Consider the following 19,471-nt stretch of genomic DNA (forward strand, 5'->3'; position numbering starts at 1 on the left):
AACCATGCTGTACGCCACGCGAGCCGAGGTCGATCTGGGCGCCATCCGGCGCAACATCGAGGGCGTGCGGGAGGCGGTGGGGCCGGACCGGGCCGTGCTCGTGGCGGTCAAGGCGGACGCGTACGGCCATGGCGCCGTGGCGGTCTCGCGGATGATCGAGGCAGCCGGGGTTGCGGACTGGCTGGGGGTGGCGACGGTGCCGGAGGCGCTCGAGCTGCGGGCCGCCGGGGTCTCGCTGGAGATCCTGAAGCTGTCGCACTGCTTCGCGGGGGCCGAGATGGAGGCTGCGATCGCGGCGGACGTGGTCACGGCGTGCCCGTCCCGCGCGTGCGCCGACGACCTGCAGGTGGCCGCGGACGTGGTCGGTCGGCCCGCCCGGGTGCATCTCAAGGTCGACACCGGTATGGCGCGGATCGGCGTCGCCGTCTCGGAGGCCGCCGAGCTCGCCCGCCACATCGAGTCACTGCCGGGGGTGTCGCTGGAGGGGATCTTCACGCACATGCCGGTCTCCGACACGGCGTCGCAGGACGAGTGGACGGAGGCGCAGATCGCGCGGTTCGGCGCGGTGGTGGCAGAGGTCGAGGCGGGGATCGGGCGCTCGCTGCCCTTCGTGCACGCTGCGAACTCCGGTGGCGTGCTGGGGCACTCGTCCTCCTGGCTGACGATGGTGCGGCCGGGGATCATGGTCTACGGCTACTACCCCGACGCGTCGACGCCGCGGACGATCCCGTTGACGCAGGCGGTGCGGTGGGTGTCGCGGGTCAGCTTCGTCAAGCGCGTGCCGGCGGGGGAGACCGTGGGCTACGGCCGGACCTGGTCGGCGGAGGAGGACCGGTGGATCGGGACGATGCCCGTGGGTTACGCCGACGGCTACAGCCGGCTGCTGTCGAACCGCGGGCGGGTGCTGATCGGCGGGGTGTCGTATCCGCTGGCGGGGCGGGTGTGCATGGACCAGTCGATGATCGACCTCGGGCTGGCGTCGTCACCGTGTCCTGCGGCGGTGGGCGACGAGGTGGTGCTGCTCGGCTCGTCCGGGGGCGCCGAGATCACGACCGACGAGATGGCGGAGCTGCTGGGCACGATCACCTATGAGGTGACGTGCGACATCGCGAAGCGCGTGGGGCGGACCTACCGCGACGGCTGAGGGGCGGCGCTCCCGGTGCCGGCACGGGGGACTGCAAGTCCTCGGGTGGCGGCCATCCAGAGCACGACATCGAGGCGCCGCAGTGCTGGCGTGCCATCGCCTAGGTGTGCCCCTCGACTGGTCGCCTCGCGGACGACGCGGTCGAGCTGGTCGCGCACCAAGTTGTCACGCATGATCGCGGCGAAGGCGGGCCAGTTGGTTGCGTAGCCAGGGGTGAGACCGAGGAACGCCAGAACCTCACGGTCGCGAACGGGGAACAGGTGCGGGCGCTTGCGGGCGCACAACTTCGATGCAGTCACCCACGGGTTGCTGCCGAGGGTCCGCTTGGCAAAGTTGTGGAACTCAGCCATCTGGTCGGCGAGCTCGGACGACCCTTCGTTCTCCAACCTTGCAGAGGTCGGGAGCGCCGCGAGGAGCTCCGAGGCCCGGTGTGCATTGTCGTCATCGAGAAAGCCGCGAATCGCTGCAGGCGGCACCCTGACCGAGAGCGTCGTCACCGCGAGCAGGTCAGCCGCTCCGATCGACAGGGGATCGTTCGGCGCGAGGTCAGAAAAGGTCGAACCGGCGTAGCCACCCTCGCGGTCGTAGTAGAGCACGAGGTTGTCAACCGCATCAGGAGCGCTGACCGCATGCCTGGCACGATCGATGGCCGTGGAACAGAGAGATTCGTCGACGACCCAGACCGGGCCATCAGACGAGCCCATGACGCGCCTCCTCATGCAGCAGAACGCCCTCGACCGCCAGGTCGTCAACGATGCTGATCTCCTCATCAGCGACGGGCTCTGCGTCCAAGACGGTGAATGCTTCGCGGTCATCCACCGGACCCAGATTTGGGTACTTCTCGAGCAGGAAGCGACGCCGGTAGACGAAGTCCGCTGTGTCCACGATTGATTCGAGCGTCGCCCAGTTGAGCGCCCCGGCCACGGCGATACCCGCCGCGGGCACAACCTTGCCCAGGCTCTGCTGGGTCCATCGGACGTTGAACGACGTCGCGAACCTTTTGGTGATCCTGGCGAGCACGGACTTGTTCAGCTCATCCCAGCTCTTCTTGCGTACGAGGGCTTGGGTGAGCCGCGAGACATCCTGGAGCGCGGCTGATTTCGCGCCGCTCGAAGCAGCTGTGCCTGCGTTCACCACGGACATGATGAACAGCTTTTCCGCTGGCGCCTCCGGGTCGTAGCCGTAGCCCAGTGCGACCTGCCCCACGGCCCTGGAGGACAGGGCGAGGACCGCGGCAGCGTCCGCAACGAATGCGCCTGCTACGGCTGCACCCCCCGGTGCGGCCGTCGCTCCTGCCCCGACCACGACCACGAGCTGCCCGCCGGTTATTGCCATCGCGGCCACTGCACCTGAGATGGCGGCAGCCAACGGGTAGGACCACCCCGTGCTCCGCCCCCGGAGGTCATCCACCGCCTGGAGGTCGAGGCGGCGGACGTCGGCGAGGTCCCTGACGTCGTGCCCTGCCTTCTGGTGCTTCTTCACCACGCTATTCGGGGAGAGGCCGACGCGAGACGCGCGGGCAAGGCTGCTGCCCATGGACGAGACGGCCTTGGCCGTCCAGTCGGGGCTCATCTCTGCTGCACGCTTGGCGGCCTTGTTGGCAATCCTTGCTCCTTGCGAAGACACCGCTCGCGCACGGCTCACAACGGCCTTCGCGGCGGGCCTTGCTTCGGCATGTGCTTGCGCGAAGTCCCCGAGACTGGCTGCCAGGTCGCCTACCTTGGAGGCTGCCTTTCCTGCAGTTTGATTGAGTTGGGCCACACCGCTCGACAGCATCCGACCCTGGAACTGCTGAACTTCACGCCACGCAGTGAAGTCCAGCAGAGTGGTGTACGACGGACCTGAGTGAGCGCGTGCCTCCAACGTAGGCGCGGCCACCGGGTGGATCCTTCGAGTGATCTGCGAAAACCGACTCGAAGAAGGAACCACAACGATGACCGCTGTACCCAGTATCGACCCTGCCCGCTTCCTCGACGAGCAGCTGTCCCAGGCGAGCCCTGATCTGATGCGGGAGCTGCTCACCACGTTCGTCAACGCACTGCTCTCCGCCCAGGCCGACGCGGTGTGCGGCGCCGGCTACAACGAGCGGAGCCCGGAGCGGGTCAACTCCCGCAACGGCTACCGCCACCGCGACCTCGACACCCGGGTCGGGACTCTCGACGTCGCAGTGCCCAAGCTCCGCCAGGGAAGCCTGTATCCGGAGTGGCTGCTCGAACGCAGGAAGCGTGCCGAACGAGCACTGACCAGTGTGGTGGCGACCTGCTACCTGCTCGGGGTCTCGACCCGGCGGATGGACAAGCTGGTGGCGACCCTCGGCATCACCGGGTTGTCGAAGTCCCAGGTCTCGGTGATGGCCAAGGAGCTCGACGAGCAGGTCGAGCAGTTCCGCACCCGTCGGCTCGAAGAGGCCGGGCCGTTCACCTTCGTCGCCGCCGACGCGCTCGTGCTCAAGGTCCGCGAAGGTGGGCGGGTGGTGCCGGTGCACGTGCTGGTAGCCACCGGCGTGAACGCTGATGGGCACCGCGAGATCCTCGGCGTGCAGGTCACCACCAGCGAGGACGGCGCCGGCTGGCTCGCGTTCTTCCGCGACCTCACAGCCCGCGGCCTGGCCGGCGTCAAGCTCGTCACGTCCGACGCGCACGCCGGGCTCGTGAACGCGATCGCCGCGACCATCCCGGGCGCTGCCTGGCAGCGCTGCCGCACCCACTACGCAGCGAACCTGATGTCCGCGACCCCAAAGTCGTCCTGGCCATGGGTCAAGGCGTTGCTGCACTCGATCTACGACCAGCCCGACACCGACGCCGTCCACGCCCAGTTCGACCGTGTCGTCGACGCCCTGGCCGAGAAGCTTCCCGCCGTCGCCGAACATCTCCAGGACGCTCGTGCCGACATCCTCGCGTTCACGCCGTTCCCAAAGGAGGTCTGGCGTCAGATCTGGTCGAACAACCCCAACGAACGGCTCAACCGCGAGATCCGCCGACGCACCGACGTGGTCGGGATCTTCCCCGACCGCGCATCCATCATCCGGCTCGTCGGCGCCGTCCTGGCCGAGCAACACGACGAGTGGGCCGAAGGCCGCCGCTACCTCGGACTCGACGTCCTCGCCCGCGCCCAAGCCGTCGACACCCAGCACGCCGAGGAGGTGAGCACCGACCTCGAACTTCAGGCCCTCACGGCCTGACCGACACGCCCAACCGAGGGATCAACCTCATACACCACCCCAGCGGACTTGACCCGCCACGCATTCAGCTCGTACTCCGATGGTTTCCCCATGCACGGAACGTAGCCAACAGCCCTATCGCCCGCCCGTAGGGCGTGCGAACGCCGCCCGGTCGGCCCAACGAGCGACAGTTGAGGTGCTCACCTAGCCCCGAGGGGAGTGGTCCTAGCGGTCCTCGGTCAGGACCTGGGCAGTGAAGTCCAGCAGAGTGGTGTACGACGGACCTGAGTGAGCGCGTGCCTCCAACGTAGGCGCGGCCACCGGGTGGATCCTTCGAGTGATCTGCGAAAACCGACTCGAAGAAGGAACCACAACGATGACCGCTGTACCCAGTATCGACCCTGCCCGCTTCCTCGACGAGCAGCTGTCCCAGGCGAGCCCTGATCTGATGCGGGAGCTGCTCACCACGTTCGTCAACGCACTGCTCTCCGCCCAGGCCGACGCGGTGTGCGGCGCCGGCTACAACGAGCGGAGCCCGGAGCGGGTCAACTCCCGCAACGGCTACCGCCACCGCGACCTCGACACCCGGGTCGGGACTCTCGACGTCGCAGTGCCCAAGCTCCGCCAGGGAAGCCTGTATCCGGAGTGGCTGCTCGAACGCAGGAAGCGTGCCGAACGAGCACTGACCAGTGTGGTGGCGACCTGCTACCTGCTCGGGGTCTCGACCCGGCGGATGGACAAGCTGGTGGCGACCCTCGGCATCACCGGGTTGTCGAAGTCCCAGGTCTCGGTGATGGCCAAGGAGCTCGACGAGCAGGTCGAGCAGTTCCGCACCCGTCGGCTCGAAGAGGCCGGGCCGTTCACCTTCGTCGCCGCCGACGCGCTCGTGCTCAAGGTCCGCGAAGGTGGGCGGGTGGTGCCGGTGCACGTGCTGGTAGCCACCGGCGTGAACGCTGATGGGCACCGCGAGATCCTCGGCGTGCAGGTCACCACCAGCGAGGACGGCGCCGGCTGGCTCGCGTTCTTCCGCGACCTCACAGCCCGCGGCCTGGCCGGCGTCAAGCTCGTCACGTCCGACGCGCACGCCGGGCTCGTGAACGCGATCGCCGCGACCATCCCGGGCGCTGCCTGGCAGCGCTGCCGCACCCACTACGCAGCGAACCTGATGTCCGCGACCCCAAAGTCGTCCTGGCCATGGGTCAAGGCGTTGCTGCACTCGATCTACGACCAGCCCGACACCGACGCCGTCCACGCCCAGTTCGACCGTGTCGTCGACGCCCTGGCCGAGAAGCTTCCCGCCGTCGCCGAACATCTCCAGGACGCTCGTGCCGACATCCTCGCGTTCACGCCGTTCCCAAAGGAGGTCTGGCGTCAGATCTGGTCGAACAACCCCAACGAACGGCTCAACCGCGAGATCCGCCGACGCACCGACGTGGTCGGGATCTTCCCCGACCGCGCATCCATCATCCGGCTCGTCGGCGCCGTCCTGGCCGAGCAACACGACGAGTGGGCCGAAGGCCGCCGCTACCTCGGACTCGACGTCCTCGCCCGCGCCCAAGCCGTCGACACCCAGCACGCCGAGGAGGTGAGCACCGACCTCGAACTTCAGGCCCTCACGGCCTGACCGACACGCCCAACCGAGGGATCAACCTCATACACCACCCCAGCGGACTTGACCACCTGGGCGATGCCGTCGGCATACGTCGTGACGGCGAAGTCGGGGAAGCGCTGCGCGAACGCCGAGGAGTCGAAGACGTTGTCCCCCCGGTAGCGAGGCAGCAGTTCGCTCATCTCGCGGAGCGGCTTCGAGACGAAGCTCCCGAGCCGGAACGCCGCGACCGGCAGCACCGTGAACGGGATGGGTCGGCCGGTCACCTCCGACGCGACCGCGATCAGCTGCCGGTAGGTCAGGCGGTCCGGGTCGGCGGGCAGGTGCCAGGTCCGGCCGTAGGCGTCGGGGGTGTTGCCGATCAGCGCCAGCGCTCGACTGGCGTCGGGGGTCCAGATCAACGAGCGCACCGCGTCCGCGTCGACCGGCACGAGCGGTCGCTTGCCCGTCTTGATCCGGTCGAGCACCAGCGTGTTGGTGTAGCTGGTGGTCTTCCCCGGTCCGTAGAACTCCGGCGCGCGGCCGATGACGGCCTCGATCCGGCCCGCGTCCATCTCCCGCAGCAGCATCGACGTCATCTCGGCGCGCACCCGACCCTTGCGGCCGCCCGGCGCGAACGGGGTCGACTCGGTCTGCGGAGCCGTGCTGCCCGGATACATGTAGGTGTTGTCGAAGTAGACGAGCCTGGTGTCGTGCTCGAGGCACGCGTCGATGACGTTGCGCATCATCGTCGGGAACTGCTCCTCCCACAGCTGGGAGTCCAGCGGCAGCCCCACCGTCAGGTAGGCGATCTCGCTGCCCGCGACCGCGCGCGACGTGGCCTCGGCGTCCGTCAGGTCCGCGGCCACCAGCTCGTCGGTGTCGTGCACCTGCTGCGGTCGCCGACTCACGAGCCGTATGTCGTGCGTGTGGCTGCGGTGGAGCTCGCGGGTCAGCTCGACGGCGATCTGGCCGTTCGCGCCGAGGACGGTCTGCATGAGGATCCCCCAGGGTGAGGTGCGGGCGAGAAGGAGCGGATGTCGCTCGTGCGAACGAGGCCCCGACCAGGGGGATTCCCCGCGAGGGTGCGGGGGAGGTGGCCGATCGACCGAGGATGTCCGGTGCAAGGCCCTGCCGGAGCCTCCCGCGGAGCAGACTGGGGGCCTGCGATCCCGCCGGCGAAAGGACTGGTCATGAGCGTGCCCACCGATGCGGTGTTCGAGATCCCCGAGGACGGGGACAACGAGGGTGCGCGGCCCCAGGAGGGCGGCGAGCACGAGGCCTACGTGGACGAGGACAACGTCCCCCACCCCGACCGTGCCGGGGGCTCGGGCGACCAGCCCGCCTAGCTCCCGCCTGCCGGCTCCTCGAGCAGGTGCGGGTCGCGCGCGACCCGCACCAGGGCCGCGGCCAGAGACGCCAGGTCGTCGCGGTCGACCAGCCCCGCCAGAGCGGCCGGGTCGCTGGGCAGCCCGGCCTGCTGCGCGCCCCGCAGGGTGAGGTCGTCGAGGACCGGACGGACCTGAGGCTGCCAGGTGCTGCCCCGCAGCTGCTCGGGGGTCCGCCAGCCGGCCTCCCACAGCTCGCGGGCCGTCGCCACCGCGATCTCCGAACGGATCCGCGTCGACAGCAGCAGGCTCAGCACCAGCAGCTGCCACAGCGGAGATGGCTTGTCGTGCAACGCGATCCCCGCGTCGGCGGCGAACGTCCTGCCGTGCCGCTCCATCAGCCGTCGCGCGGTCTGCTGCTGCTCGGTCATGTATGCCGACTACCCGGGGCGGCGGCATCCCATCCCGGCGGCAGGCGGGGCTGCGGCGGTGGGCAGCGGTGTTGGTAGCGCGGGGCGCGGGCGGTGGCGGCATACGGGCTCGGTCAGCTCAGAATGTCCTTGCGGCGGAACCACCAGTAGGCCGCCGCGATCGTGACCACGCCGTAGATCAGTGACCACAGCGTGCTGAGCTGGATGTCGGTCCACCCGATGTCGGGGGACAGCGCGCGGACCCAGGCGCGGGAGTAGTGCATCGGCAGCGCGTGGCGCAGGTCGCCCAGCTGGTCGATGGTGTCGAGGATCGAGGCGACGATGGTCACGAGCACCGCGCCGCCGACCGCGCCGAGGGGAGCGTCGTTGAGGGTGCCGATCAGCAGCGCGATGCCGATGACCTGGACGAGGTTGACGGCCACGACCGCGACCGCCAGCGCCAGCCGCGGGAGGAGCTCGCCCCACGACAGCCCTACGCCGGCCGGGCTGGAGAAGGGGGCCCAGCCGTAGGCGAGGCCGCCGACCAGCAATGCCCACGCCGGCAGCAGCACCGTGGCGACCACGGTGGAGACCAGCGCGACGACGAGCTTGCTGGTCAGGAGCCGGGCCCGCCCGACCGGCGCTACCAGCAGGTAGCGCAGCGACGACCACGACGCCTCCGACGGCACGGTGTCGCCGGCGAAGAGCGCTGCCAGGATCACCAGCAGGAAGTCGCTGGACGCGAAGAGGCAGAACACCGCGAAGTTGGCGCTGCCCTGCCGGGCCAGGTCGACGAACCGCCCGCCGCCCGAGCCCCCGTCGCCCAGCGAGAACGCGCCGACCAGGATGACGGGCAGTGCCAGCAGCAGCCCGAAGCCCCACAGCGTGCGTCGCCGACCGACCTGGCGGCCGAGCTCGACGCGCCAACGCAGCGGCGTGGGCCGACGGCCGGCACTGCGGTCGGTGCTTCGGTCGGTGGTGCGGCCCGTGCTGCGGCTGGGCCGGGGGCCGGGCGTGGTCGCGGTGCTGGGCGTCATCGGGCCCGCACCTGTCGGAGCTCGTCCATGCGTCTCCTGTCGCTGTCATCGCTGTCGTGGGTGCCGGGGTGGGCGCCCTCACCCGGGGCTGAGTCGGTGCCGACGCTGCTGGAGCCGCCGATGACGCCGAGGAAGACCTCTTCGAGCCGGCGGCGGGGGGCGACGGCGTCGACGTCGCCCCCGGCCGCGACGACCGCGGCCACGATCGCGCCGCGTCCGGCGTCCCCGAGCACCGTCAGGCTCCGCGCGTGGCGGTCCACCCGGACCTCGCGCAGGGCCGGGGCCAGGCTGCCGGTGCGCAGGGCCTGCGCGATGGCGTCGGGGTCGCACCCGGGGCCGAGGGTGACCACGGTGGCGCCGTCCCCGCTGGTCAGCTCGGCGACGGACCCGCTGGTCACGACCCGACCGCGGTGCATGACCACGACGTGCGTGCAGGTCTGCTCGACCTCGGAGAGCAGGTGGCTGGACACCACCACGGTGCGTCCGGTGCTGGCGTAGTCGCGCAGGATGGGGCGCATCGCGGCGATCTGCGGCGGGTCGAGGCCGTTGGTCGGCTCGTCGAGGAGCAGCACCTCGGGGCGCCCCAGCATGGCCTGGGCGATCCCGAGCCGTTGCCGCATGCCCTGGCTGTAGGTGCGCACCGGGCGGTCCACGGCGTCCCCGAGCGCGGCGACCTCTAGGGCCTCGGCGACGTGGGCGTCGGCCGGGTCACGACCCGTCGCGCGCCAGTAGGCGTCGAGGTTCTGCCGACCGGTCAGGTGGGGCAGGAACCCGGGACCCTCGATCAGCGCGCCCACGCGCGAGAGGACCGCGGACCCGGCGTGGACCGGTCGGCCGAGCACGTGCACCGCGCCCGCGTCGGGGCGGATCAGCCCGACGAGCATGCGCATCGTCGTCGTCTTGCCCGCGCCGTTGGGCCCCAGCAGCCCCACGACCTGCCCGGCCTCGGCGCGCCACGAGACGTCGTCGACGGCGCGGTGCCCGTCCTTGTACGTCTTCACCAGCCCGTCCACCACGAGCGGGACGTCGGCCTCCGCCGCGCGGGTGTCGCGCTGGTCACCGCGTCGGCGCCGCCACCAGGCGGCTCCGGCGACCGCCCCGACGACCAGGAGCAGTGCGGCGAGTCCCGCTGCAGCCCAGCGGACCTCGCGATCAGCAGCCCGTATGCCGCCGCTGCCGCCCGGCTGCGTGACGGCCTCGGCGGGGACCACCGGCAGGAGCAGGGAGTCGTCGGCGAGGCTCACGGCGTAGCCGCGCGCGTCGGTCGGCACGGCGAAGGCTGCGTCGGTGGCGGAGACCAGCACCCGCCACCGCGAGCCCTTGGCCATCGCGTAGGTGCCGGCGGGCAGGGCCACGTCGACGTCGACGGGGACACCGGGCTTCGTGGCCACCCGGACCGGGGTGATCTGACCGCGCGGGGACACCGGCCCCGACGCGGTCAGGCGCCAGAGCGACACGAAGAGGGTCGCGTCGGTGGTCGTCGAGGTGACCCGCAGCCGCACCCGAGGGCGGCCCGCCACGTCGACCGCGTCGGGCAGGGCCGCGGTGTCGAAGGCTGCGTGCTGGCCCGGCAGCGCGGCCAGGCGGTAGGCGGCGGCGGAGGCCAGGTCACCGGCGGCGCCTGAGCCGCCCGACCCCGAAGTGCCTGAACCCGAGGTGCCTGAGCTCGAGCCGGCCGAGCCGGAGCCGCCCGATCCGCCCGAGCCTGAGCCCGAGCCGCCTGAGGTCGAGCTGCCGTTGCCCGATCCGCCGGATCCGTTGCCCGAGGTGCCTGAGCCAGAGCTGCCGCTGCCTGAGCCGGACCCGCTGCCCGATCCCGACCCGCCCAGGAGGTCGCCGAGGATGCCGGCGTTGCTCATGGCGGCAGGGTCGCCACCTGGCGGGGACAGCAGCCGCGCCGGGCCACCGGAGCCGCCGGTGGCCGGCGCCAGCGTCACGCGCGCGACTTCGCTGGAGGGTGGCGCCGCGTCCAGCCGGGGCGGGACCCCGAGCCGCACCTCGCGATCGCCCCCGGCCCCGGGGATCGGAGCGCTGAACGCGGGGAGCGGCATACCGGCACGGGGGTCTCCGGCGGCCTGGCGCCCCTCGTCGGTGAGGTAGCGCTGCAGCCACGGCAGCAGGGTCTCCTGGTCGGACGGTGGGGTGCCGCCGTCGTGACCTCCGTCGAACCAGCGGACGGCGACCGGGACGCCGTGGGAGGCGAGCTGGCGAGCCGTCGCGTCGGCCTCGCCGGGCCCGACGAACGAGTCCCGCATGCCCTGCACCAGCAGCGTGGGGGCCTTCACGCCGTGGGCGACGGCCACCGGACCGTGGCGCTGCAGCACCTGGAGCAGCCCGGCGGACGGCCTGCCGGTCGCCGCGGCATCGAGGAACTGGCGGCAGATCGTCGGATCGAAGCGGCCGCACACCGCGGTTGCCCCGGCGGCCCCCGTGGGGGCCCCAGATGCGGCCGCCGGTGCCCGCCCGACGGCGGAGGAGAAGAAGACCGAGGTCCAGCGTCGCGCCAGGATGCCCGGGGACGACCCGGTCCCGCCGGGGACGAGCGCGGTGGCCAGGTCGTGCCAGGTGATGCCGGCGACCACAGCGTCGACGCGCTTGTCGACCCCGGCCAGCATGACTGCGAGGGCGCCGCCGTAGGAGCCGCCCGCCGCGCCCACCCGCGGGTCGCCGGCGCCGTCGAGCTGCACGTCCGAGCGTGTGGCCAGCAGGTCGAGCAGCCGCGAACCGTCGGCGACCTCGTAGTCGGGGTCGTCGAGGTGAATGCGACCGCCGGAGTCGCCGAAGCCCCGCGCCGTGTAGGCGAGCGCCACGTAGCCCTCGCCCGCGAGCGTGCGGGCGCGGTCCATCAGGTCGGCCTTGCTGCCCCCGAACCCGTGCGCCAGCAGCACCGCCGGGTGCCGTCCCGGCGTCGTGGGGGCGACGACCGTGGCGTCCAGCGCGACGGCGGTCCCGTCAGGCTCGGCCGCGACCGGGACCCGGACCGTCTCCTCCCGGACCTCCGTCACCACCGGCCCTACTGCCACCTGCCCGGCCACCACCCGCCGTACCGCCACTGGTTTGGCGACCGCGGCCGACGACGGTGACGCCATGGGCGCGCCGATTAGGACAGCGGCGAGCGCGACCGCCGCGGCCACCGTGCGTCTCATCGTCACCTCCGACCCGAGCGTCCTGCGCCGAGAGCGTCGTCACCGACCCCAGTCTCGTATGCCGCCGCCCGCAGCGGCGTGCTGCGTCGCCTGCGTTCAGGCGGAGTGGTCTCGCCGGCCCACTGCTTCCCGGCGGGGCGTCGTGAGGTCCAGCTCGGGCCGCCGCACCTCCTCGTCGAGCGCGTCGAGCAGCTCCGCCGACGTCAGGGGGCGGGCCGCCGTCTCCACGACGTCGACGGTGGGCGGCGCCGCCGACACCAGCTCGAGCTCGTGCATGCGTCGTGCCGTCACGAGGACCCGTGACTCGAGGGTGCCGACCATGGCGTTGTAGGCCTCGACCGACCGGGACAGCTGGGCCCCGAGCCGGGTGGTGTGCCCGGCGAGGGTCCCGATGCGGGCGTAGAGCTCCTTGCCGAGCGTCAGCAGGTGAGCGGCGTTGGTGGCCAGCGCGTCCTGCTGCCACGTGAAGGCGACGGTCCGCAGCAGCGCCAGCAGCGTGGCGGGGGAGGACAGCACCACCCGCCGGGCCAGCGCGTCGTCGTAGAGCGTGGGGTCGTGCGCCAGCGCCGCGGCCAGCACCGCGTCGGACGGCACGAAGCACACCACCATCTCCGGGGTGGTCGGGAACGCGGTCCAGTAGGCCTTGGCCGCCAGCGTGTCGACGTGGCCCCGCAGCGCCGCCGCGTGGCCGCGCAGGTGCGTCGCCCGCTGCGTCTCGTCGAGCGAGTCCCCCTGCGCCGCCAGGAATCTCGTCAGCGGCACCTTGGCGTCGACCACCAGCACCTTGCCGCCCGGCAGCCGCACCACGGCGTCCGGCCGCACCGCGGCGTCGTGCTCGGTCACCGCGGCCACCTGCTCGTCGAAGTCGCACCGCGCGAGCAGCCCCGCGTGCTCCAGCAGCCGCCGCAGCTGCGCCTCCCCCCAGGCGCCGCGGACGCTGCTGGACTGCAGCGACCCCACGAGCGTGGCGGTCTGGTCGCGCAGGGCAGACGTCGTGGCGGTGACCTCCTCGAGGCGGGCACCGAGAGCGCCATACTGCACCTGACGGTCCCGCTCGAGGGTGCCCACGGTGCGCTCCATCCGGGCGAGCGCCTCGCGCATGGGGCCGAGCGCCGCCGAGGTCTGGGTGTCCTCCGAGACGAGGGCCTCCAGGTCGAGGCAGCGCTCGCGCAGCAGCTCCCGCTCGGCGACCGCTCCCGCCAGCTCCGCCTGCCGCGCCGCGCTCGCGGGGCGGGTCGCCAGCCAGGCCAGCAGCGCGCCCAGGGCGAGGCCGACCAGCAGGCCGATGATCAGCGTGGTGTCCATGGGGTCAGCCAAGCACCGACCACCGACAGACCCCTGTTCACCTCGCCGCCACGAGGGGTCTACCCGCCGGTAGGGGTGGCCGCCCTAGCCTCGCCAGCATGCGCCTGACCTCCGTCCTCGCCACCGTCGCCGCCGCCTCGATCACGCTGGCCGCCGCCCCTGCCCACGCCACGCAGAGCCCCGCCGCCGCACCCGCCGCCGCGGTGACCCCCGCCGTCACGACCGAGCCCGACGGCCGCTTCCGCGACCCCGCCACCTATGACCTGGCGATCGCGCACATCACCGACACGCAGTACCTCAGCCAGTGCGCCAACGGCGCCGGCATCCTCCCCTCGCTGATGAAGCGCTGCCAGGCCATCTACGACGGCATGAACCAGTGGATCGTCGACAACGCCGCCACCCGCAAGATCGCCTACACCGCGCACACCGGCGACCTCGTCGACTCCTACTGGTTCAAGACCCCCAACCTCGCCAAGGGCGAGTTCTCCTGGGCCGCCAAGGCGCAGGCCGTGCTGGACGACGCGGGCATGCCCAATGGCGTGCTCCCCGGCAACCACGACAACGCCCGCGGCGCCGACTCCTCGGTCTACAACCAGTTCTTCGGCCCGGCCCGCTACCAGGTCGCCAGCGCCCGCGCCACCCAGCCCTACTACCAGGGCCCCTGGAAGGCCGGCGACAACAGCAACCACGTCGACACCTTCCGGGCGGGCGGCGTGGACTTCGCCGTCGTCCACCTCGGCTACCAGCCCAGCGACGCCGCCCTGGCCTGGGCTGACGCCGAGATCAAGAAGCGCCCGCGCGCCAATGTCATCGTCGCCACCCACGCCTACCTGAAGCCCGGCCCCGCCCCGGACGGCGTCGGCGCCCCCCTGAGCGGCGACGGCGCCCGCGTCCGCGGCCGCGTCGTCGACCCCAACCCCAACGTGTTCCTCGTGCTCTCCGGGCACGAGCACGGGGTCGGGCGCAACGTCCGCCAGGACGCCGGCAGCCCCGGCCACCAGGTCATCGAGCTGATGGCCGACTACCAGGACTACGACGCGGGCTGGGACGGCCGCGGCCACGCGGGCTTCGTGCGGCTGCTGCAGATGGACGTGCAGCGCGGCGCGCTGACCGTCGACACCTTCTCCCCGTCGCTGCAGTCCTTCCGCAGCCGCGACTACGACACCAAGATCGGTCGGCAATACAGCGGCGCCGAGGACGAGTTCACCCTCCCGGTCACCTTCCTGCGCCCGGCCTGAGCCCCGACGCAACCAGGCGGTATGCCGGGCGCGCGGGCGCTCGGCATACCGCCTGGTCGGCGCGCTCCACCGAGTCTGCGAAGGAGGGCGTCTCGCGGGGTTCGGCTACTGGACGTAGCCCGGCACGTAGACGCACAGGGGCGCCTTGGCCCTCGCCGGCTGGAGGGTGTTGAGCACCACCTGCAGCGCCACCGGGTCGTAGGTGAAGCCGAAGTGGTCGGTGTGGTCGAGCCGGCACAGGTCCTGCATGACGATGTTGGTCACGCCGGGCTCGTGGATGAGGGCGTTGGTCCAGGGCGTGACGACGTCGTCGTAGCGGGTGGTGATCACGGTGTACTTCACGCCCGGCTGGGTCAGCCCGCCCGCGTTGAGCTCGGTGAGGAAGGGCGAGCCCATGAGCTGCTCGGGCAGGGCGTAGTTGTTGTGCAGCCGGGCGTTGGTGCCGAGCGCCCAGCTGGCGGGCGTGCCCTCCTTGGCCAGCAGCCGGTCCAGGCCGTAGACGGTCGTGCCGTAGTTGGAGGGCACCAGGCCGATCAGCTGGTTGACCTTGACGGCGCCGCCCTCGTACTTCAGGTAGGCGCGGGGGAGGGGGCCGCCGCCCTGGGAGTGGCCGACGAGGTCGACCTTCTCCGCGCCGGTGCTGGCGAGCACGCGGTCGACGAAGGTGCCGAGGAACTGCGCCGAGCTGCGGATGTGCCCGGAGAAGGGCTTGGCCTCGTCGATGGGGTTCGTGACCGGGTTGACGTTGAAGGTGTAGACGCACAGCCCGGCCGCCTTGAGCCGACGGGCGTAGGCCGACCAGGTGGCGAAGGCGTCCTCGCCCGTGCCCGGGATCAGCACGACCGGCCGGGTGCCCGCGGCGGGCTTGCAGGTCCAGTCGTTGGCGCCGATCGGGCGGGAGCCGGGGTGCAGCTTGGAGTGGGTCGACGCGGCGGGCCAGGTCAGGAAGGCCGGGCCGACCGGGCCGGCGGGCACGCCCTCGGGGCTGTGCGGCGACATCACCGGCGGCTCGACGGGCTGGGAGGCGGGTGCGGGGGCGGGGGCCGGAGCGGGGTCGGCGGCGAAGGCCGAGGCAGGGGCGGCGAGGGTGAGAGCGGCCGCGGAGGCGAGCGCGGCGACGACGCGGCGCATGGTCATGATGACTCCTCGAAGACGTTCGCGGGCGTCGTTACTCGCGAGTACGTGCTCTCGAGGCTAGGACCGTCCCCCGCGACCCGTCACGCCGGGTGAGAGCACGTGCACGGCCGGGCGGGCGCGCCGCGCATCCGTGCGTCGCCCGCGAGACCCCGCCCGCGAGACCCCGGTATGCCGGGCGCCGGGGGCTCGGCATACCACCGGCTCCCGCGCCCTCGCCGCGAGACCGGGGTCTGTCCGACCCAGCCGATAGACTCGCGTCCCGTGGCTCTGACTATCGGGATCGTGGGACTGCCCAACGTGGGCAAGTCGACCATGTTCAACGCCCTGACCAAGAACAACGTGCTCGCCGCGAACTACCCCTTCGCGACCATCGAGCCCAACGTGGGCGTGGTCCCGCTGCCCGACCCCCGGCTGAAGGTGCTGGCCGGGATCTTTGGGTCCGAGCGCATCCTGCCGGCCACGGTGTCCTTCGTGGACATCGCGGGGATCGTGCGCGGCGCCTCCGAGGGGGAGGGGCTGGGCAACAAGTTCCTCGCCAACATCCGTGAGTCCGACGCGATCTGCCAGGTCATCCGCGCCTTCAACGACGACGACGTGGTGCACGTCGACGGCAAGGTCTCCCCGAGCAGCGACATCGAGACCATCAACACCGAGCTGATCCTGGCCGACCTGCAGACCCTGGAGCGGGCGATCCCGCGCCTGGAGAAGGAGGTCAAGGGGAAGAAGACGGACAAGGCGGTCCTGGACAATGCGCTCGCGGCGCAGCAGGTCCTCGAGGCCGGCGACACCCTGTATGCCCGTGGCGAGGCAGCCGGCGTCGACCTTGCCGCGATCAAGGAGCTCTTCTTGCTCACGACCAAGCCGTTCCTCTACGTCTTCAACGTCGACGAGGACCAGCTCACCGACACCGCGCTGCAGGCGTCGCTGCAGGAGCTGGTGGCGCCGGCCGACGCGATCTTCCTCAACGCCAAGCTCGAGATGGACCTCGCCGAGCTCGACGAGGAGGAGGCGGCCGAGCTCCTCGAGTCCGTGGGCGTGACCGAGCCTGGCCTGGACCAGCTGGCGCACAAGGGTTTTCACACCCTCGGGCTGCAGACCTACCTGACGGCCGGCCCCAAGGAGTCCCGCGCGTGGACGATCCGCAAGGGCTGGACCGCCCCGCAGGCGGCCGGCGTGATCCACACCGACTTCGAGCGCGGCTTCATCAAGGCCGAGGTCGTGTCGTATGACGACCTGGTCGCGACGGGGTCGATGCAGAAGGCCAAGGAGGCCGGCAAGGTGCGCATCGAGGGCAAGGACTACGTCATGCACGACGGCGACGTGGTGGAGTTTAGGTTTGCGGTCTAACCTCTGCGGGTAGCGAATAGGTCAGCATTAACTGTATGGTCAGTACGTGCTGACCATTGCCTCGCGCGTCGACGTCATGAACCGGCTCGGCCGTGCCATGGCGGATCCGACCCGTTCACGGATCCTGCTCTTTCTTCTTGACGGGCCGGGCTACCCGGCGAGGCTCGCCCGGGACCTTGAGCTGACGCGCACCAACGTGTCCAATCACCTGTCCTGTCTGCGCGGCTGCGGGATTGTCGTCGCTGAGCCGGAGGGCCGGCAGACGCGCTACGAGATTGCCGACCCCCACATTGCCGCGGCGCTCACGGCCCTGGTCGACGTCACTCTCGCCGTCGACGAGAGCGTTCCGTGCATGGACCCGCAGTGCACAGTGCCGGGCTGCTGCGACCCCGAAGTGGCCGAGCGGTGAGTGGCGAGTGCTGCGGCGTCGACGAGCCGCATCGCGGCAACAGGGTGACGAAGGCGGCGTCGACCCGACTGATCTCGCTCAGCGGTGGACCGACGGCTATGGGCGATACCTGCTGCGGCTCTGTCGGCCTGACCACCGGATCGTCCGCCCTCGACGAGGGCGACGCGTGCTGCGGACCTTCCGAGCTCCGCCGCGACGAGCGCGAGGACATGCCCTCGTGGTGGCGCGACAGCTCTCTCGCTCTGCCTGCCCTCTCCGGACTGCTCTTGGCAGCGGGTCTGATTCTCGAGTGGACTGGCCTCGAGGTACCGGCGCTGGTCGCCTTCGCCCTTGGGCTCGCGGCCGGGGGATGGACCTTCGTGCCCGGCGCGCTCAGACGGCTGTTCACCGCGAGAGGCCGCGCACGCCTAGGCGTCGGCTTGCTCATGACCATCGCCGCGGTCGGAGCGGTGCTGCTGGGCCACGTCGGTGAGGCCGCGGCGCTGGCGTTCCTGTTCTCCCTGGCCGAGGCCCTCGAGGACCGGGCGATGGACCGCGCCAGGGAAGGGCTGCGCGCGCTTCTCTCGCTGGTCCCCGAGACTGCACGGGTCTCCCGGACGTCTGGCACCGTCGACTTACCGGTGGCAGAGCTTCGCGAGCTCGACCTCCTCGTGGTCGGCGCGGGTGAGCGGGTCGCGACCGACGGGATCGTTGCTGAGGGGCGCTCGAGCGTCGACGCCTCCGCCGTCACCGGCGAGTCGATCCCTGTCGAGGTCGGACCGGGTGATCCAGTGCCCGCCGGCGCGGTCAACGGCTCGGGATCATTGCTCGTCGAGGCCACCGCTGACGGCCGGGACAACTCGCTGACCCAGATCGTCGCACTGGTCGAGCAGGCCCATGCCCGCAAGGGCGAGCGAGCCCGTCTGGCCGACCGGATCGCCCGTCCGCTCGTCCCGGCCGTGCTGGTAGCGGCCGCGCTCGTGGTCCTCTTCGGCTTCCTCGTCGGTGACCCGTCGACATGGATCGAGCGTGCCCTCGTCGTGCTCGTGGCTGCCTCCCCGTGCGCTATGGCGATCGCCGTGCCGGTCACCGTCATCAGCGCGATCGGCTCAGCCTCGAAGCTCGGCGTCGTCATCAAGTCCGGGGCCACGTGCGAGCAGTTCGGCACGATTCGCACGGTTGCCTTCGACAAGACGGGCACGCTCACGCAGGGACGTCCGCAGGTGACCGAGGTCCGCACCGTCGCTGGGACTGCCCGCGACGGGGTGCTCGCATGGGCGGCCGCGGTCGAGGCGACCAGCACGCACCCCTTGGCCGCCGCGATCACCGCCGCCGTGGCGGATGTGCCGGTGTCGAGCGACGTGAGCGAGAATGCCGGCCACGGCGTTACCGGCCGGGTCGAAGGCCGCCTGATCAGGGTCGGCAGTCCACGCTGGCTCGACCCGGCCGGTCTGCGTACGGACGCTGATGAGCTGGCCGAGGCCGGCATGACCGTCGTGGTCGTCGAGGCCGACGGCAAGGTCGCCGGCCTGATCGGAGTGAGAGACGAACTGCGCCCGGAGGCCGCCGAGACGGTGCGGCTGCTTCACGACCAGGGCATCGGCGCGGTCATGCTCACCGGCGACGACGTACGCACCGCCCGCGCCCTGGCCAGGGAAGCGGGAATCGACGACGTCCGCGCCGAGCAGCTCCCGACCGACAAGGCCGCTGCAATCACAGAGCTGACGACCGCAGGCCCGACGGCGATGGTCGGCGACGGGATCAACGACGCGCCGGCACTGGCCACGGCCACCGTCGGCATCGCGATGGGTGCGACCGGCTCGGCCGCCGCCGTCGAGTCGGCCGACATCGCCTTCACCGGCCACGACCTGCGCCTCATTCCTGCCGCCCTCGCCCATGCGCGGCGCGGGCGACGCATCATGACGGCCAACATCGCTCTCGCGCTGGCGATCATTGTCGTCCTGTTCCCGCTCGCCCTCTTCGGCGTGCTCGGGCTGGCCGGGGTCGTCCTCGTCCACGAGATCGCCGAGGTCGCCGTCATCGTCAACGGCGTGCGCGCCGCGCGTCCGACGAGGTCAACGCCGCAAACGGTCGTGTCGAGATCATCGGCCATCGCCAGCCCGGCCTGACGCTGGTCGGCGCGATTGGTAGGAGAGTTGTCAGAGGTTATTCGGCTACGGAACGTGGTGGAGTTCCGCTTCAACGTATAGGGAGCCGGCCTGACCAGGGGCTGTGTTGCTTGG

At 71.4% G+C, this 19,471-nt stretch carries 16 protein-coding genes; 8 read left to right on the forward strand and 8 right to left on the reverse strand.

Features of this window, described 5'->3' with window-relative positions; all coding sequences use genetic code 11:
• The first annotated feature begins 4 nt into the window (after positions 1 to 4).
• Entirely contained in the window at positions 5 to 1,144 is a 1,140-nt protein-coding gene (gene alr / locus ADJ73_RS08345; protein WP_050347900.1) for an alanine racemase, read from the forward strand.
• Here alr and ADJ73_RS08350 read toward each other — a convergent pair.
• Positions 1,129 to 1,848, reverse strand: coding sequence for a DUF6308 family protein (locus ADJ73_RS08350; RefSeq protein WP_050347901.1), 720 nt, complete (start codon positions 1,846 to 1,848; stop codon positions 1,129 to 1,131). The two genes, alr and ADJ73_RS08350, sit on opposite strands and share 16 nt — an antisense overlap.
• On the reverse strand, positions 1,835 to 3,022 hold the full coding sequence (locus ADJ73_RS16605; protein ID WP_253272518.1) for an EcsC family protein: 1,188 nt from the start codon (positions 3,020 to 3,022) through the stop codon (positions 1,835 to 1,837). The genes ADJ73_RS08350 and ADJ73_RS16605 overlap by 14 nt, the downstream gene beginning before the upstream one ends.
• Before the next feature lie 55 nt (positions 3,023 to 3,077).
• Between ADJ73_RS16605 and ADJ73_RS08360 the strand changes: the two genes are divergently transcribed.
• Positions 3,078 to 4,325 (forward strand): IS256 family transposase, encoded by a 1,248-nt coding sequence (locus tag ADJ73_RS08360; protein ID WP_050346957.1) that lies wholly within the window; start codon positions 3,078 to 3,080, stop codon positions 4,323 to 4,325.
• A 355-nt stretch (positions 4,326 to 4,680) separates the two neighbouring features.
• Positions 4,681 to 5,928, forward strand: coding sequence for an IS256 family transposase (locus ADJ73_RS08365; RefSeq protein WP_050346957.1), 1,248 nt, complete (start codon positions 4,681 to 4,683; stop codon positions 5,926 to 5,928).
• Here the strand turns inward: ADJ73_RS08365 and ADJ73_RS08370 are convergent.
• The gene (locus ADJ73_RS08370; protein ID WP_082176843.1) at positions 5,910 to 6,890 is read right to left on the reverse strand and encodes an NAD-dependent epimerase/dehydratase family protein; all 981 of its coding nucleotides are present in this window, start codon (positions 6,888 to 6,890) and stop codon (positions 5,910 to 5,912) included. The two genes, ADJ73_RS08365 and ADJ73_RS08370, sit on opposite strands and share 19 nt — an antisense overlap.
• A 195-nt stretch (positions 6,891 to 7,085) precedes the next feature.
• On the opposite strand from ADJ73_RS08370, the gene ADJ73_RS16945 reads away from it, so the two are divergent.
• Positions 7,086 to 7,241 carry a hypothetical protein gene (locus ADJ73_RS16945; protein ID WP_156188173.1) on the forward strand — a complete coding sequence of 52 codons (156 nt, stop codon included), beginning with the start codon at positions 7,086 to 7,088 and terminating at the stop codon, positions 7,239 to 7,241.
• On the opposite strand, the gene ADJ73_RS08375 is transcribed toward ADJ73_RS16945, so the two are convergent.
• The 4 genes from ADJ73_RS08375 to ADJ73_RS08390 form a co-directional block, all read right to left on the reverse strand.
• Entirely contained in the window at positions 7,238 to 7,651 is a 414-nt protein-coding gene (locus ADJ73_RS08375; protein WP_050347902.1) for a hypothetical protein, read from the reverse strand. The two genes, ADJ73_RS16945 and ADJ73_RS08375, sit on opposite strands and share 4 nt — an antisense overlap.
• A gap of 113 nt (positions 7,652 to 7,764) precedes the next feature.
• Entirely contained in the window at positions 7,765 to 8,667 is a 903-nt protein-coding gene (locus ADJ73_RS08380; protein ID WP_082176844.1) for an ABC transporter permease, read from the reverse strand.
• Positions 8,664 to 11,813, reverse strand: a complete 3,150-nt coding sequence (locus ADJ73_RS16950; RefSeq protein ID WP_156188174.1) for an alpha/beta fold hydrolase — start codon at positions 11,811 to 11,813, stop codon at positions 8,664 to 8,666. The genes ADJ73_RS08380 and ADJ73_RS16950 overlap by 4 nt, the downstream gene beginning before the upstream one ends.
• A gap of 96 nt (positions 11,814 to 11,909) precedes the next feature.
• On the reverse strand, positions 11,910 to 13,118 hold the full coding sequence (locus ADJ73_RS08390) for a DNA recombination protein RmuC (protein ID WP_050347904.1): 1,209 nt from the start codon (positions 13,116 to 13,118) through the stop codon (positions 11,910 to 11,912).
• A gap of 98 nt (positions 13,119 to 13,216) precedes the next feature.
• Between ADJ73_RS08390 and ADJ73_RS08395 the strand changes: the two genes are divergently transcribed.
• On the forward strand, positions 13,217 to 14,356 hold the full coding sequence (locus ADJ73_RS08395) for a metallophosphoesterase (protein WP_050347905.1): 1,140 nt from the start codon (positions 13,217 to 13,219) through the stop codon (positions 14,354 to 14,356).
• Between the two features lie 105 nt (positions 14,357 to 14,461).
• Here ADJ73_RS08395 and ADJ73_RS08400 read toward each other — a convergent pair whose 3' ends face one another.
• The gene (locus ADJ73_RS08400) at positions 14,462 to 15,493 is read right to left on the reverse strand and encodes a triacylglycerol lipase (protein WP_050347906.1); all 1,032 of its coding nucleotides are present in this window, start codon (positions 15,491 to 15,493) and stop codon (positions 14,462 to 14,464) included.
• A 261-nt stretch (positions 15,494 to 15,754) separates the two neighbouring features.
• On the opposite strand from ADJ73_RS08400, the gene ychF reads away from it, so the two are divergent.
• The 3 genes from ychF (at position 15,755) to ADJ73_RS08415 (ending at position 19,357) form a co-directional block, all read left to right on the forward strand.
• Entirely contained in the window at positions 15,755 to 16,840 is a 1,086-nt protein-coding gene (ychF, locus tag ADJ73_RS08405) for a redox-regulated ATPase YchF (RefSeq protein ID WP_050347907.1), read from the forward strand.
• 46 nt (positions 16,841 to 16,886) lie between these two features.
• Complete coding sequence (cmtR, locus tag ADJ73_RS08410; protein WP_050347908.1) at positions 16,887 to 17,249, forward strand: Cd(II)/Pb(II)-sensing metalloregulatory transcriptional regulator CmtR; 363 nt, start codon at positions 16,887 to 16,889, stop codon at positions 17,247 to 17,249.
• Between the two features lie 209 nt (positions 17,250 to 17,458).
• Positions 17,459 to 19,357 (forward strand): heavy metal translocating P-type ATPase, encoded by a 1,899-nt coding sequence (locus tag ADJ73_RS08415; protein ID WP_050349321.1) that lies wholly within the window; start codon positions 17,459 to 17,461, stop codon positions 19,355 to 19,357.
• Positions 19,358 to 19,471 lie beyond the last annotated feature (114 nt).

The sequence above is a fragment of the Arsenicicoccus sp. oral taxon 190 genome (assembly GCF_001189535.1).
Classification (GTDB): Bacteria; Actinomycetota; Actinomycetes; order Actinomycetales; family Dermatophilaceae; genus Arsenicicoccus.

What these genes read in the sequence shown, in the direction of transcription:
- alr (WP_050347900.1), top strand. Translation starts at nt 5, where the DNA reads ATGCTGTACGCCACGCGAGCCGAGGTCGATCTGGGCGCCATCCGGCGC.
- ADJ73_RS08350 (WP_050347901.1), bottom strand. Translation starts at nt 1,848, where the DNA reads ATGGGCTCGTCTGATGGCCCGGTCTGGGTCGTCGACGAATCTCTCTGT.
- ADJ73_RS08360 (WP_050346957.1), top strand. Translation starts at nt 3,078, where the DNA reads ATGACCGCTGTACCCAGTATCGACCCTGCCCGCTTCCTCGACGAGCAG.
- ADJ73_RS08365 (WP_050346957.1), top strand. Translation starts at nt 4,681, where the DNA reads ATGACCGCTGTACCCAGTATCGACCCTGCCCGCTTCCTCGACGAGCAG.
- ADJ73_RS08370 (WP_082176843.1), bottom strand. Translation starts at nt 6,890, where the DNA reads ATGCAGACCGTCCTCGGCGCGAACGGCCAGATCGCCGTCGAGCTGACC.
- ADJ73_RS16945 (WP_156188173.1), top strand. Translation starts at nt 7,086, where the DNA reads ATGAGCGTGCCCACCGATGCGGTGTTCGAGATCCCCGAGGACGGGGAC.
- ADJ73_RS08375 (WP_050347902.1), bottom strand. Translation starts at nt 7,651, where the DNA reads ATGACCGAGCAGCAGCAGACCGCGCGACGGCTGATGGAGCGGCACGGC.
- ADJ73_RS08380 (WP_082176844.1), bottom strand. Translation starts at nt 8,667, where the DNA reads ATGACGCCCAGCACCGCGACCACGCCCGGCCCCCGGCCCAGCCGCAGC.
- ADJ73_RS16950 (WP_156188174.1), bottom strand. Translation starts at nt 11,813, where the DNA reads ATGAGACGCACGGTGGCCGCGGCGGTCGCGCTCGCCGCTGTCCTAATC.
- ADJ73_RS08390 (WP_050347904.1), bottom strand. Translation starts at nt 13,118, where the DNA reads ATGGACACCACGCTGATCATCGGCCTGCTGGTCGGCCTCGCCCTGGGC.
- ADJ73_RS08395 (WP_050347905.1), top strand. Translation starts at nt 13,217, where the DNA reads ATGCGCCTGACCTCCGTCCTCGCCACCGTCGCCGCCGCCTCGATCACG.
- ADJ73_RS08400 (WP_050347906.1), bottom strand. Translation starts at nt 15,493, where the DNA reads ATGACCATGCGCCGCGTCGTCGCCGCGCTCGCCTCCGCGGCCGCTCTC.
- ADJ73_RS08415 (WP_050349321.1), top strand. Translation starts at nt 17,459, where the DNA reads ATGCCCTCGTGGTGGCGCGACAGCTCTCTCGCTCTGCCTGCCCTCTCC.